Genomic DNA, 13,716 nt, shown 5'->3' with positions numbered 1-13,716 from the left:
TCTTTCTCTACATACAATTTTATCCTTCAATAATTTACATTGCTATAGATTAGTTTAAACTACAAGTGAAGGTGATATTCGTTACAAACACATACCATTCTATTATACAACTAATAGACTTTAGAAAATTGTTAAGTTTCGTTAACAATTCTTGGTATAAATCATATGGCAAAAACGCTTCCTTCAAATTCTACATGATTGCTTTTTTATCCGTCAAGGTATACTAGGATTTTCTTAACAATTTTCAAACGTTTTCTCACATTTATTTCATTGATTTTGGCTCAAATATTTTGATTGAGAGGATTGCTTCGAAGGTACAGGCTACTTCAAGAAGCATAAAAAAATAGATGTCCGATAATGGACATCTATTTTTGTTAAAATCGCTCTATCAATGTTGCAAGCGTTCGTACCATAACACCTGTTGCACCAGCCGGGCCTAGATCATGACTACTTTTCGTTTCAGATGTACCTGCAATATCAAGATGAACCCAAGGAGTATCCTCAGCAAATTCACCTATAAAAGTTCCTGCCATAACGGCATGGCCATCACGACCAGGCGAATTATTTAAATCAGCAAATTTACTATTTCGTACTCGCATCTTATCACGTTCAAATATTGGCAACTGCCAAATTGGTTCATCCGTTTCTAACGATGCTTCCACAACCTGTTCATAAAAGGCTGGATTATTTGTCATGGCACCTGTCGTATGGTTTCCAAGTGCTACAATAACTCCACCTGTCAAAGTCGCAATATCAACAAGATGCGTAGCACCAAGCTTCTTTGCATACGTAATCCCATCTGCTAAAGCCAATCTACCTTCTGCATCTGTATTTAACACTTCAATCGTCTTTCCGCTCATTGACGTAATAACGTCATCAGGCTTAAAGGCATCTGCACTAATCATATTGTCCGTAGACGGAATAACCGCTATCACATTTTTTTCTGGACGAAGCTCTCCGATGATTTCCATCGCACCCAAAACAGCAGCAGCTCCTCCCATATCTCCTTTCATCCCAATCATACTTTCTCGCGGCTTCAAGGAATAACCACCCGTATCATAGGTAATGCCTTTTCCGACAAGACCGATCACGTCCGTCCATTCTTCTTTTCCTTTATATAGAAGAGCAATCATCTTAGGAGGATTTACGGAACCACGATTTACAGCTAGAAGGGCACCCATTCCTAGTTCTTCCATTTCTTCCTTATCCAAAACTTTATAATCCATATCATATTTTTCAGCAAGTGATACTGCATAGTTTGCCAGTTCTTCTGCTGTTAACATATTAGGAGGCATATTCACAAGCGTACGTGCTTCATTCGTTGCACGGCCATGAATATAGCCCACTGATAAAGCCGCCTTCGTTTCTTCCTTATCGAAGGAGGTGACAACAGCTATCGTTTGTAATGTTTTTTCTTTTTTCTTAGCTGTTTTATACGTTTGTAATTCATATGTTCCTAAACAGAATGTTTCTCCCACCATATGAGCAACATCTAGATGTTGTATATCATCTGCAACGAATGAATCCAATAAAATAGCAACATCTGATAGGCTTGTTTCCTTCAACATTTTAAACAGCTTACCTAGTGCTCCTCTCAATACGTCCGAGCTATAAGAATCCTTTTTTCCAAGTCCAACAAAATAATATCGTTGCATACAATTATTTTGCAGTATATGTATAGCAGAAATTTTCTTTTGCTTTGGAGATAGCTCCCCTTCTTTTACTAACGTAGTGATTTGTGCTTCTAATTCTAGTTCTTTCATATATATGCATTGTTCATCTTCAAATAGTGCGACAACAATGGCATCGTGACTGCTCAGCTTTTCTTTTATCTCAAACATATCCAGTACCCCCCATACTTTTTTTGATTCCATTATAGTCTTCTTTATTAAAATATGCGACTGCTTACTACTCCATGTATAAGACAAGGTCAGGTAGAACCGGGAGCCTCTTACTTTCTTCAAATGAAACACGATCGATATCAGCAGGAATAATTGCGAGACATTTCTCTACGAAATGCAGTACATACTCTACATCCAATGACCAATAATGCGGGCGGTAAGGCTGTAAATATCGCTTTGCAGCACCCATCATAGCTCGTGCCCCCTTCACATTTCCATATCCATAATGATATAAAGCCACTGTCATTTGCAACAAACCCTTTAAAAAGAAATTATCTGTTTCTATTAACCATATTTCTTCGAGCAAATCATGACAAGTATAATAATCATCCTCATTAAATTTCACAAAAAACTCATAGTACTCAAGTGGATAGTCCTTCATCTTATCCCTCTATTCCCTTTATCTCTATCTTCAGTATAACAAAAGCAAAGAAACAAAAAAGACCATCACTAAAATGATAGTCCAATCTAAAATCCGCCTACTGCTTCTTTATATATTGCTGTCTAAATACCTGCATAGCTTTGTCTTCATTTAACTGCTTTAATTCTTCCTCTGTTAAGGTTCCTGTTCCTTTTTTTACAATATATACCTTCAGTTGTTTCTTTCCCCACTGTTCATACACATCGTGAACGGTTTCGTAATACAAGTCTAATGCTTTTCCCTTAATAGCTCCCCCTTTATCAGCTACAACTCCGTAGCCGTAGCCTGGAATAAAGAGCACTGATCCGATTGGAAATACTCGTAAATCAGCTGCTATAGTGGAATATAAGTCCCGTTTTACTTTTACTCCAGAGTAGGTGATGCCATATTGGGGATGCTTCGGATGTTTTCCTGTTGATTCAACACCGGCTGTATAGCCTGTAGCCGTAACCTCAACTGCATCATATTTTGACCAATCCACAGCTTGTTCAAGTGGTTTCGATTCTGGCTGATTTTCTATATTACCATTAATCATTGGCTTTACTTTCGGCTGTTTTTCTATAGTTACACTTGTCAAAGTTTGAACATTCTCCGTTTTTACATTTCCTTTTATAAAATCAGAGATTGTTAGATGCGAAATCGCTTGAAAGGTAACGAGTACAGCCATGCAGAATAGACACGTCATGAACAGGCGAATCGCAATTATTCGTATCGTCATGTTTATTTCAACACTCCTTCATCTGTAGTGTTGACCAAGACGATTTTCTTTTATGCACAAAAAATAAAAAAAGTGAATAGGTTGTTTCCCATTCACATCGTCAAAACATACGATAGCCACTATTTCGAAGCGCTTTCATTGAAAATCCAGAAGCAAGCGCTCCAATCATTCCAGAAGTCAATATAAACAAATCTGCCTGACCAAGAGAAGATAGATGAGTAAGAAGAGAAGAGAAAGCTGAGGAAGGTTGTTGAAAGTATGCCGTAATATGTATTCGATTAATAATGAATATACACACAATCGGGTAAAGCATACTCATCACCCAGGTCTGACGCAACAGCATATTTAATAAAAAACCAATACCAAAAAATAAAATAAAAAAAAGCAACATAGAAATGAGTAGAACAGGAATGCTCAATGTACATTCTCCTTCCAATCATCATTTCCTTAAGTTTACAAAAATAGGTATTATAGGTCAATTGCTATTTTCATTAAGAAATACACGATATGATGTATAGCCAAAATGATCACCAGGATTAACGGCATCATTCATCTGAAATATCGTATTGGACATTGTTTCTAATAAATGCCGAACCAATACAGAAGTATCTTCATCTTGTAAAATTGCATCACGTGATAGGAATGCAGCTTGTGATAGCTCTTTCTTTTGTATTGTGATTCTCTCATCTTCAGGTTTCAGCAAAAATATAACCATATTATCACTAATTTTTCCTTTAATAACTCCTGAACGTATACCTAAAACTCCGTGAATGATCGTAGTAATCCCTGTTTCTTCTTTTATTTCTCTTCTTACCGCTTCATCAATCGTTTCCCCTTCCTTTACAAATCCTGCCGGGAACGACCATTTTCCTTTTAATCCACCATACGTTTTTTTCACAACTAACCATCTTCCATCGTCTGTTCGTACTAAGCCGCTAACCGCCAACCAAACATTTCCTCGTTTATTCAAGATGAATTTCTCCCCCTATTTCCGCTAGCTTATCCTTCTACTTTGACGGGATAAAAAAAGGGCAATAGTAGCTTGAAGCTACCTTGCCCTTTCTTATTTTAATCCTTTTTGTATCTTACAAAAAGTTTAATTTACCTTTTTTCAAGACAAGCATAGGTCCGCCAAGAATGTATAAGTAACGATTGTCAATTACCTTCTTCATAATTGAAGCCTTCCAGCCTGTTACTTTCTTACCAAAGACAACCCCAATTCCGTTATCTTCTCCTAAAGAACATACCGTTCCTTTATTATCAAATGAAAATTTCTTCATTTCACCTTTACCGCGAACAAGAACGGCAATATTTCCCGCAACATTTTGACCTTCTTGAATAGCGATTTGAGCTGTTGGAGGGAATGGACGATTAATTGCTTCGTTAATAATTAAAGCAGCGTCACCTACCATGAATACATCGTCATGGCCTGGAGCTCTCATATATTCATCTACCTTAACACGGCCACGCATTGCTTCAAAGCCAGATTCCTCTACAAGAGAGTTACCACGAACACCGGCAGCCCATACAACTGTTTCTGCCTTAATTTGTTCAACATCGTCACCTTTTGCAACGATAATTCCTTCCGCTGTTGCTTCCTTAATTGCTGTTCCGATTTTGAACTCTACGCCTTTATCTTCTAGATATTTCACAGCAAAACTTACAAGCTCAGGATCAAAGCCAGGAAGAACAGTTGGAGCGGCTTCTACACAAACTATGTGCACTTTTTCACGAGGAAGGTCATACTCTTTTACAAGTTCAGGGATACGGTTTGCAAGCTCGCCGAGAAACTCAATACCTGTGAAACCAGCTCCACCTACAACAATTGTTAACAGCTCATCGCGTTTTTCAGTAGCATATTTAGAGAATGTATATTCGATATGTTCACGAATATGACGAGCAGCATTAATATTTCCAATTGAAAAAGCATGTTCCTTTAATCCTTTAATGCCGAATGTTTCAGATTCGAATCCTAATCCGATAACAAGATAATCATATTCAAGCTCACCATTTTGTAATTGTACACGTTTTTCTGCAGCATTAATGTTTACTACTGTATCTTGTACAAAATGAACCTTGTTTGTATCAATAACATCTGTAATATTGATACGAGTTTTATCTTGATGTAATGTTCCTGCTGCATTTTCATGTAACCATGTTGTTTGATAATGATAGCTGTTATTATTTACAAGTGTAATCTCAGCTTCATTAATAGATAATTCCTTTTGTAAGTTTACAGTAGTAATCATACCACCGTACCCAGCGCCCAAAACAACGATCTTTGGTTTACTCACCCTAATCACAACCCTTTTTTCTTATTAGTAAATATAAACAAATGCAAAATCGTTTGTAAAAAAATTGTACCAAATATAAATGCACACGACAAAAAAAATTCAATAAAAAGTTATAAAATTGTCGTAATTAATATTTCTACCTTCATATTAGTTTTTTTTTCGTCAATTTTCAAGAAACTTAGCATATAAAAAACCTCTAAATCCTAAGAAAAGGCTTTCAACTTTATTCTTTGATTGTTAATAAAATTTATACAAAATGGACAATTTATGTTGAGCTTCGGATTACGTTTATTTAGGTATTTTTATTTGAAATATGGTATCATTTTTCTATGAGCACGGAAATGTAAGAATAGTTAGTAAATCCAGTTTAAACTATACATTTTATTATTTCTATCGGGGGGAAATGTTTTGGTAGATCAAAAAGTTTACGATGTGACAATTATCGGTGGGGGTCCGATTGGATTATTCACTGCGTTTTATGGCGGAATGCGACAATTAAGTGTAAAAATTATCGAAAGCTTACCTCAACTTGGCGGACAGCTTTCAGCACTATATCCTGAAAAATTTATTTATGACGTTGCAGGATTTCCAAAAGTTCGAGCTGCCGAGCTTATTGCAAATTTAAAGGAACAAATGAGTAAATTTGAACCAACTATTTGTTTAGAAGAATCTGTACAAGCATTAGATAAACAAGAGGATGGTACAATTAAGCTTGTAACAAATGTCGGAACACATTATTCCAAAGCTGTCATCATTACAGCTGGAAACGGTGCATTCCAACCAAGAAGATTAGAAATTGAAAGTGCTGTACAATATGAAAAGAAAAATCTTCATTATTTTGTTGATGATATGAGCAAGTTTACAGATAAAAGAGTTGTTGTATTTGGTGGTGGGGATTCTGCAGTTGACTGGACTCTTATGCTAGAACCAATTGCAAAACAAGTAACCATTGTACACCGCCGTGATAAATTCCGTGCCCATGAGCATAGTGTAGAAACATTGATGAATTCACGGGTAGATGTAAAAACACCATATGTACCTGTAGAGCTAATTGGTGATGACAAAATTGAGCAAGTTGTTATTCGAGATTCAAAAACCGAAGAAACCGTAGTAATCGATGTTGACGATGTCATTGTAAATTATGGTTTCGTCTCTTCCCTTGGTCCAATCAAGGATTGGGGTCTAACAATTGAAAAAAATAGTATAGTTGTAAACTCAAAGATGGAAACTAATATTCCTGGCGTGTATGCTGCTGGCGATATTTGTACTTATGATGGAAAAGTAAAATTAATAGCGGCTGGATTTGGTGAAGCACCAACTGCTATTAACGCAATTAGATCTTACATTGATCCAACTGCAAAGACACAACATCTCCATAGCTCCAGTTTATTTTAATAGCTGAATTCTTCTAGATGTTACAATAGAAAACAAAATAGAGATTGATTTTGTTCTCTGATTAACAACGAAAAAGAGGCAGCATTTGCTGGCTCTTTTTTGTTTCCATAGAAAGGAATGTACAATTTCCATATTTTTGTCTACAATGAATAATGAAATTCAACTTGTCTACATTTGTATCGAAATCTCATATGAAAGGAAACAAAATGGAAGAATTGGAACAACGTAATCCCATATCTGTTTCAAAACCGAACACAACGCTATTTCGAAACTCGAATTTCCTTTATTTATGGGCAGCTACTCTTTGTTCAAGCTTTGCTTTAGCCTTTTTTACGTTCTCCCAAACCTGGTATATCGTAAAAAAACTGGATCTAGAAGCATCCCTTGGTCTTGTCCTTGTTGCATCGAGTGTTCCACGTCTTGTTTTTATGATAATTGGCGGTGCGACTGCTGATAAGTTCCCAAAAAAGAACATCATGTTCTATTCCAATATTATTCGGGCTTGTTTAGTTGCAGGGCTGATCATATGGCTAGTTAGTGATGGTGTTACATTATATACGTTTGCCCTCTTTGCATTATTTTTTGGACTAGCAGATGCTTTTTTCTGGTCTGCCGATGGTTCCATCCTACCAGAGATCGTATCAAAGATTCGACTGACACAAGCGAACTCAATTACACAGATGACCAATCAGTCCTCAACTATTTTTGGACCCATGCTAGCTGGATATTTAATTAAAGTAAGTAATTATACAACGGTTTTTGCTATTACCATTTGTATGCTACTTATGGCAGCGATTCTCGTACGTAAAATCCAGATGTCTGTTACAAAAGAAGAAGACAAGCAAGAACGAAACATGCTAACCTCTATTAAAGAAGGAATTTTATACGTAAAGAAATCAGCTTTTCTATCGACGCTATTAATTTGTAGCGCCTTTTTGAATATGTTCTTAATCGGTCCTATGCAAATTGGCTTCCCGATCTTTGTGAAAAATGTATTACATGGAGATTCCCTCTTATTTAGTTATTTAGAAGGATCGGTTGGTGGAGGAATGGCCGTAGGAGCTATTTTTGTAGCTATTTTAAATATAAAGCGGCACCGCGGATTGTTCTGTATCATCATGATTTTCATATCTGGTTTATCCTTCTTTGTACTAACGGAAAGCCAAGTCGTATGGCATGCCTTACTAGCAGGTAGTATATATGGTGCTACGTTAGCGATGGGAGCTATTCCTCTTATGGCAGTTATTCAATCCAGTGTGCAGGAAGACATGATGGGGCGCGTGATGAGCTTACTGATGCTATCCTCGATGGGACTGATTCCGGTATCCTATACGATAACTTCACTCCTCATTACGATGCATCTTTCTGTTACAACCATTATGAAAGGCGGTGCACTTTTCGTAATCTTATTTATCGTATTCGTAGCAATACGTGTACCAACTGTACGAAAATTTGATTAGAAAAGGCAATGATTACAAAATCAACGAAAAAAAGAACGAAGCGTAGCTCTTTGCTAGGCTTCGTTTCTTAATATGGATATATTCTACATTAACACTCTTCAGGAGCACCTGCATTCGTTGCAGTACGGAAAGATGATCCACATCCACATGTCGCAATCGCGTTCGGATTGTCAATGGTGAATCCCCCGCCTAGCATAGATTCCTTATAATCGATTGTTACCCCTTTTAGAATGGGCATATCTTTTTTATCAACTACAAATTTCACCCCGAAAAAGTCAAACTTCTCATCTGTTTCATAAATGTCATTGTCAAACCCAAGACCATAAGAAAGTCCACTACATCCTCCGCCTTGAACAGCAAGGCGAACAAACTGATTCATATCTCCACTTTCCTTAAGCATATCTTGTATATGAAGTGCTGCTTGTTCCGTAACTATAATCATACGTAACACCCTTCCTTTCAAACCTCATTATACTCTTATATCGCTCATCCACAAACCCAAAGCTTAGTAATAGTATACCCCATCACAAATCGTAACCGCTGGTCCCTTCATAAGCACATTGCCTTGCTCTGTCCACGTGATTTGCAAATCTCCACCAGCTAAATGAACGGTAATTTCCTGTCCCTTTTTCATCTTTTCCTGTAAAATAGCTGCTACTACTGCAGCACACGCTCCTGTACCACATGCTTGTGTAACGCCAGAGCCTCTTTCCCAAACGCGAAAGTTCATTTCAGATTCACTAATTAGTTCAATAAATTCAACATTGACTCCTTCTGGAAACATAGCGTGTTTTTCTAATACGGGACCTAATGTAGTAAGAGGTGCTTGTTCTACTTTATCCACCATGATGACCGCATGGGGATTTCCCATCGAAATAGCCGTTAAATCGTAGCGATCTCCTTCAAATTCATATGGCTCCATGATAAACGGATTATCACCCGCACCTAGCATAGGAAGTTCATTTCGCTTTAAGCGCGGCTTACCCATATCAACTGTCACATACATCACATTTCCATTCACGACTTCTACCTGTGCCTGAACCGGTCCTGATACGGTATCAATTAGAAATGTTGTTTCATCTACTAGATTATGTTCATAGGCATACTTTGCCACACAGCGAAGACCATTTCCACAGCTTTTCGCTTCGGATCCATCTCGATTAAAAATTCTCATTTTTACAGGTGCTTGTTCCGATGGGCAAATGAGAATCATCCCGTCTGATCCAATACCTGTATATATATTCGAAACCTGGCGTGCAATATCCGGAAGCTGACTTTCATCTAAATATTCATCAAACATATTCACATATATATAATTATTACCTAGACCGTGCATTTTCGTAAACGCAAACTTCTTCATGATTATTCACCCCAAACAAAATAATGATTTGTCCTAAGTATAAAATGCCAAGATGTTGAACACAATAGGAACATCCCCTGTTTCTCATAAAGGTGAAAAGTAATATTTTCACCTAATAAACAAGACCGTATGTAAAACTCATAACTTGAGTTTTTACATACGGTCTTGTTTTATAGTCTTTAAAAAATCTCATTTTCTTCTAAATATTCATATATATTTTCAACCAGTTCATCTGGTGTTGTTCCAGATACAACTTCACCATTTACAAGAGCATAAGGTCCTTCATAACAAATTCCACAATGACCGAGACAGCCATATTCAATAACATCTAAATTCGAATCTTTTTCTAATACAGCTCGGGCTTGTTGTGAACCGTTTGCTAAGTTACTAACACAAAATTCAATTAATGGCTTAATCACCGAATATTCACCTCACTATTTACAGCTAATGTAATTGTTTTTAAAGCACTCGTCAAGCAATTCCTACATTTATAAGTTGCAAAAAGGACTAGATATTAATTGTTATTTATCTGAGGATTCGATATAATTTTGATGGGTAATGTTCAAAAAATTTTATCAATATAAGACTAGATTAAGTGAATCTTCTCTAAAGTTGGGGGACTACTCCCGTTAAAACGGGATACCATTCGTTTTATGGAACTAAATTGCAAAGGGGAAATCCATCATGAAGCACCTCGTTATTCTCGGTGGCGGATACGGTGGGATGAGAATTTTACAGCGTTTTCTTACAAATGACAAGCTTCCGGACGATGTCCAAATTACTCTTGTTGACAAAGTGCCGTACCACAGTTTTAAAACTGAATTCTACGCATTAGTTGCAGGAACAATTAGTGAGACAAACATTCGCATTCCATTTCCAGAGCACCCACGCCTTACCGTAAAATACGGTACAGTCGTAAATATTAATCTTGATCGTAAAGAAGTAGAGCTTAAAGATGATAGCGCGATACGATATGATGATTTAATTATCGGCCTCGGCTGCGATGATAAGTACCATAACGTACCAGGAGCAAAAGAGTACACTTGTAGCATTCAATCTATTGAAAAAGCAAGACATACGTACCAGTTGTTAAATAGTCTATCTGCAAATGCAACTGTTACCATTGTTGGTGCAGGATTAAGCGGTGTGGAAGTTGCAAGTGAACTTCGTGAAAGTAGACCAGATTTAAGAATTATTTTATTTGACCGAGGCGATCGTATTCTACCGGCATTCCCAGAAAAACTAAGCTATTATGTCGAAGATTGGTTTATTAAAAACAATGTTGAAATCGTTCGCAACTCCAATATTACAAAAGTAGAACCGAACATCGTTTACAATCATGACGAAGCCCTTCCTTGTGATGCGGTTGTTTGGACTGCTGGCATTCAAGCAAACGCCGTTGTACAACAGCTACCTGTTGAAAAAGATAAAGGCGGACGAATTGTTATAACGAAGCACCACAATATTCCTAATAATGAAAACGTATACGCTCTCGGAGACTGTGCAAGTCTTCCTCATGCACCATCTGCACAATTAGCAGAAGGACAAGCTGAACAAATCGTAACAATTTTATTAAAACGTTGGAACGGTGAAGAGCTACCAGAGGAAATGCCTATTATTAAGCTAAAAGGAATCCTTGGCGCACTCGGTAAGAAGCACGGCTTTGGATTATTAGCAAATCAACCTCTTATGGGACGCGTGCCACGATTGTTAAAATCCGGGATATTATGGATGTATAAATATCATAATGGATAATATTCAAAATCCTTAATGAGGTCTTGTGAATTAACACAGACCTCTTTTTTTACCTTCAAAAAGAATAGAATAGCTGGATAGACAGATTTGTTTATGTAGCACTCCCCTGCAACTCACCTCCTTTTACTTATAATGTCTTGTGTCAGAAGTGAATTTTCTTCATAATAAACATGACAAAGGAGGCTCTTTCATGTTTCAACTACAAGACGTGAAGTTTAAACACATTTTACATATTCCACAACTGAAGATCCGTAACGGAAAAATAACGTGTATTCTTGGTGAAAGTGGCAGCGGCAAATCGACTCTGTTGAAGCTGCTAAATGATCTTCATTCTCCAGATTGCGGGACCATTCTCTATCAGGGCAAGCCTCTTTCTTCCTATGATCCTATCGCACTTCGAAGAGAGATCGTGATGTTAGGTCAAACACCACCTATGTTTGAAGGCAATGTGAGAGACAATCTTCTTATTGGACTCCGTTTTTCCGATCAAGAGGAGAAAGACGACGAAGCACTTAGCCATGCACTTGCAAATGTACAACTAAATAAAAAGCTAGATGACAAAATCGAAGTTTTATCTGGAGGGGAAAAGCAGCGGTTAGCATTAGCGAGAATTGCACTGATGAAGCCAAACGTCTATTTATTAGATGAACCTACCTCTGCTCTTGATGAGCAAACAGCGCATACGGTCATGTCTCAATTTTTAGAAAATGCTAAAAAGGAGCAGAAAACCGTCATTATGATTACTCATTTGCGCAGTCTTGCAGAGGATGAAGCAGATGACATCATCGAAATCGATAAAGAGCATCGCATTACACGAAAGGAACTTGTGAAATGAAAGGAATCATTACACTTCAAATTTGGCAGCTGTCTGCTGCGTATATCTTTATTCTAATCCTGCTTGGCCTTGTTCGTTGGATGGGGATTCCTAGGGAAAAAGAAATTACGATTGCAACCATTCGTATGACAGTGCAGCTCGTTCTCGTCGCTTATATTTTGACGTATGTATTTGACAACAGCAATCCCTTCTACACCATACTTATTATTTCAATCATGCTTGGCTTTGCGATTCATAATGCCCACAAACGGGTAAAGATTCCGCTATCGCAACCGCTAAAGAAAATAATGGCCCTTTCCATGATAGGCGGGACGCTTATTCCTCTCCTATTTTTCATTTTCGTTGTCATTGGACACTCGCCTTGGTATGAGCCCCAGTACGTTGTTCCGATTGCAGGTATGATTATTGGAAATGCGATGACAGGCGTTTCACTTGGTGCTACTGCTCTTGTGAACGGAATGAGAGATAATCGAAGCATAATCGAAGGCGCTCTTATGCTTGGTGCAACCCCAAAGCAAGCAGCTAAAGAAGTCGTAAAGCAAGCCTTTGATACCGCTATTTTACCAACTATAAATAGTATGGTGGGCATGGGCATTGTAACGCTCCCCGGGATGATGACCGGTCAAATCCTTTCAGGCGTTTCGCCGCTTATCGCCATTCAATATCAAATCGCCATCATGCTCGGTATTACAGGCAGTGTATCTTTCACCGTCATTGCCCTTGTCCAGTTCGGCTACCAAACATTTTTCACAAAACGGGCGCAACTAATGTAAGCAGCCTGAAGGCTTGACAGACTGTTTGTTTATCTAAGGAGAAAAAGTAAAGGAGGTGAAAAAACCCTCCTTTACTTTTTCTTTAACAAAGCCCATTTACAAACTTTTCTCAATCTCCGCATACACGTCCTTCAACCTAGGATTCCCTTCCCCTACAATGGTTCCATTCACCAAAACAACGGGATAAAATAAATCTTCGTCAATCACTCGTTGCGAAAAGGCGCGTTTTTCTTCTTCCACCTGCGGATCAAAAATATTAACATACTCAAAATGAAACTGGTAATTTGGATATTTCCTACCAATCGCCGCTTGCAGCCATTCATAGGTTTCCTTTGAAGATGGCATTCCAACACAGCTTGCACATGTTACCTCTGCTCCGTAAACACTAATTTTCATAACTCCCATACCTCCACATCGTATCCATCATTTTCATGTAGAAAAAAGTAAAAACTCAATTTTATTCGTTCGCTTTTTCTCACTAACCTGATTATAATAAAACTAAAGAAAGGAGTCGATAAAATGAATAACGAAACACTGTTTAATGAAGTTCAAGAAGTTCTAGATAAATTACGTCCTTACTTACTTAGAGATGGTGGAGACGTTGAATTAGTGGATATCGAAGAAGGTATCGTAAAATTACGACTTATGGGCGCATGTGGCAGCTGCCCAAGTTCTACTATTACACTAAAGGCTGGTATTGAACGTGCACTATTAGAAGAAGTTCCTGGTGTAATTGAAGTGGAACAAGTATTCTAAACAAAGGTGTAACATTCCCTATACAATAACCCTCGTGTCAATGCTATT

At 37.6% G+C, this 13,716-nt stretch carries 16 protein-coding genes; 6 read left to right on the top strand and 10 right to left on the bottom strand.

Annotated elements, in window-relative coordinates:
* Positions 1–374 precede the first annotated feature (374 nt).
* From ACM5BR_RS13865 to ACM5BR_RS13840, 6 genes are all read right to left on the bottom strand, one after another.
* On the bottom strand, positions 375–1,841 hold the full coding sequence (locus ACM5BR_RS13865) for a leucyl aminopeptidase (protein ID WP_416828546.1): 1,467 nt from the start codon (positions 1,839–1,841) through the stop codon (positions 375–377).
* Between the two features lie 67 nt (positions 1,842–1,908).
* Positions 1,909–2,283 (bottom strand): DUF309 domain-containing protein, encoded by a 375-nt coding sequence (locus tag ACM5BR_RS13860; protein ID WP_416828545.1) that lies wholly within the window; start codon positions 2,281–2,283, stop codon positions 1,909–1,911.
* A gap of 97 nt (positions 2,284–2,380) precedes the next feature.
* A complete protein-coding gene (locus ACM5BR_RS13855; protein WP_416828544.1) occupies positions 2,381–3,040 on the bottom strand; it encodes a 3D domain-containing protein in 660 nt (219 codons plus the stop codon).
* 100 nt (positions 3,041–3,140) lie between these two features.
* The gene (locus ACM5BR_RS13850; RefSeq protein ID WP_416828543.1) at positions 3,141–3,458 is read right to left on the bottom strand and encodes a YuiB family protein; all 318 of its coding nucleotides are present in this window, start codon (positions 3,456–3,458) and stop codon (positions 3,141–3,143) included.
* Between the two features lie 57 nt (positions 3,459–3,515).
* Positions 3,516–4,010 carry an NUDIX hydrolase gene (locus ACM5BR_RS13845; protein ID WP_416828542.1) on the bottom strand — a complete coding sequence of 165 codons (495 nt, stop codon included), beginning with the start codon at positions 4,008–4,010 and terminating at the stop codon, positions 3,516–3,518.
* 115 nt (positions 4,011–4,125) lie between these two features.
* Positions 4,126–5,334 (bottom strand): NAD(P)/FAD-dependent oxidoreductase, encoded by a 1,209-nt coding sequence (locus tag ACM5BR_RS13840; protein ID WP_416828541.1) that lies wholly within the window; start codon positions 5,332–5,334, stop codon positions 4,126–4,128.
* Positions 5,335–5,742: 408 nt separating this feature from the next.
* Between ACM5BR_RS13840 and ACM5BR_RS13835 the strand changes: the two genes are divergently transcribed.
* Positions 5,743–6,729 carry an NAD(P)/FAD-dependent oxidoreductase gene (locus ACM5BR_RS13835; RefSeq protein ID WP_416828540.1) on the top strand — a complete coding sequence of 329 codons (987 nt, stop codon included), beginning with the start codon at positions 5,743–5,745 and terminating at the stop codon, positions 6,727–6,729.
* Positions 6,730–6,935: 206 nt separating this feature from the next.
* The gene (locus ACM5BR_RS13830) at positions 6,936–8,189 is read left to right on the top strand and encodes an MFS transporter (RefSeq protein WP_416828539.1); all 1,254 of its coding nucleotides are present in this window, start codon (positions 6,936–6,938) and stop codon (positions 8,187–8,189) included.
* Positions 8,190–8,277: 88 nt separating this feature from the next.
* Here ACM5BR_RS13830 and ACM5BR_RS13825 read toward each other — a convergent pair whose 3' ends face one another.
* The 3 genes from ACM5BR_RS13825 to ACM5BR_RS13815 all read right to left on the bottom strand — a co-directional run bounded on the left by ACM5BR_RS13825 (position 8,278) and on the right by ACM5BR_RS13815 (position 9,968).
* Complete coding sequence (locus ACM5BR_RS13825) at positions 8,278–8,631, bottom strand: HesB/IscA family protein (protein WP_416828538.1); 354 nt, start codon at positions 8,629–8,631, stop codon at positions 8,278–8,280.
* 63 nt (positions 8,632–8,694) lie between these two features.
* Positions 8,695–9,549, bottom strand: a complete 855-nt coding sequence (dapF, locus tag ACM5BR_RS13820; protein WP_416828537.1) for a diaminopimelate epimerase — start codon at positions 9,547–9,549, stop codon at positions 8,695–8,697.
* A 179-nt stretch (positions 9,550–9,728) separates the two neighbouring features.
* Positions 9,729–9,968, bottom strand: coding sequence for a YuzB family protein (locus ACM5BR_RS13815; protein ID WP_416828536.1), 240 nt, complete (start codon positions 9,966–9,968; stop codon positions 9,729–9,731).
* A gap of 265 nt (positions 9,969–10,233) precedes the next feature.
* Between ACM5BR_RS13815 and ACM5BR_RS13810 the strand changes: the two genes are divergently transcribed.
* The 3 genes from ACM5BR_RS13810 (at position 10,234) to ACM5BR_RS13800 (ending at position 12,912) form a co-directional block, all read left to right on the top strand.
* Positions 10,234–11,304 (top strand): NAD(P)/FAD-dependent oxidoreductase, encoded by a 1,071-nt coding sequence (locus tag ACM5BR_RS13810; RefSeq protein ID WP_416828535.1) that lies wholly within the window; start codon positions 10,234–10,236, stop codon positions 11,302–11,304.
* Between the two features lie 190 nt (positions 11,305–11,494).
* On the top strand, positions 11,495–12,139 hold the full coding sequence (locus tag ACM5BR_RS13805) for an ABC transporter ATP-binding protein (RefSeq protein ID WP_416828534.1): 645 nt from the start codon (positions 11,495–11,497) through the stop codon (positions 12,137–12,139).
* Positions 12,136–12,912, top strand: a complete 777-nt coding sequence (locus ACM5BR_RS13800) for an ABC transporter permease (protein WP_416828533.1) — start codon at positions 12,136–12,138, stop codon at positions 12,910–12,912. Before ACM5BR_RS13805 ends, ACM5BR_RS13800 begins: the two co-directional genes overlap by 4 nt.
* Positions 12,913–13,008: 96 nt before the next feature.
* On the opposite strand, the gene ACM5BR_RS13795 is transcribed toward ACM5BR_RS13800, so the two are convergent.
* A complete protein-coding gene (locus ACM5BR_RS13795; RefSeq protein WP_416828532.1) occupies positions 13,009–13,308 on the bottom strand; it encodes a YuzD family protein in 300 nt (99 codons plus the stop codon).
* 123 nt (positions 13,309–13,431) lie between these two features.
* On the opposite strand from ACM5BR_RS13795, the gene ACM5BR_RS13790 reads away from it, so the two are divergent.
* A complete protein-coding gene (locus tag ACM5BR_RS13790) occupies positions 13,432–13,668 on the top strand; it encodes a NifU family protein (RefSeq protein WP_416828531.1) in 237 nt (78 codons plus the stop codon).
* Positions 13,669–13,716 lie beyond the last annotated feature (48 nt).

The sequence above is a fragment of the Ectobacillus polymachus genome, from assembly GCF_048159605.1.
In the GTDB taxonomy this organism is placed as follows: Bacteria; Bacillota; Bacilli; order Bacillales; family Bacillaceae_G; genus Ectobacillus; species Ectobacillus polymachus.
Note: the sequence above shows the minus strand (reverse complement) of the source record. Positions and strands in the feature narration are given on the sequence as shown.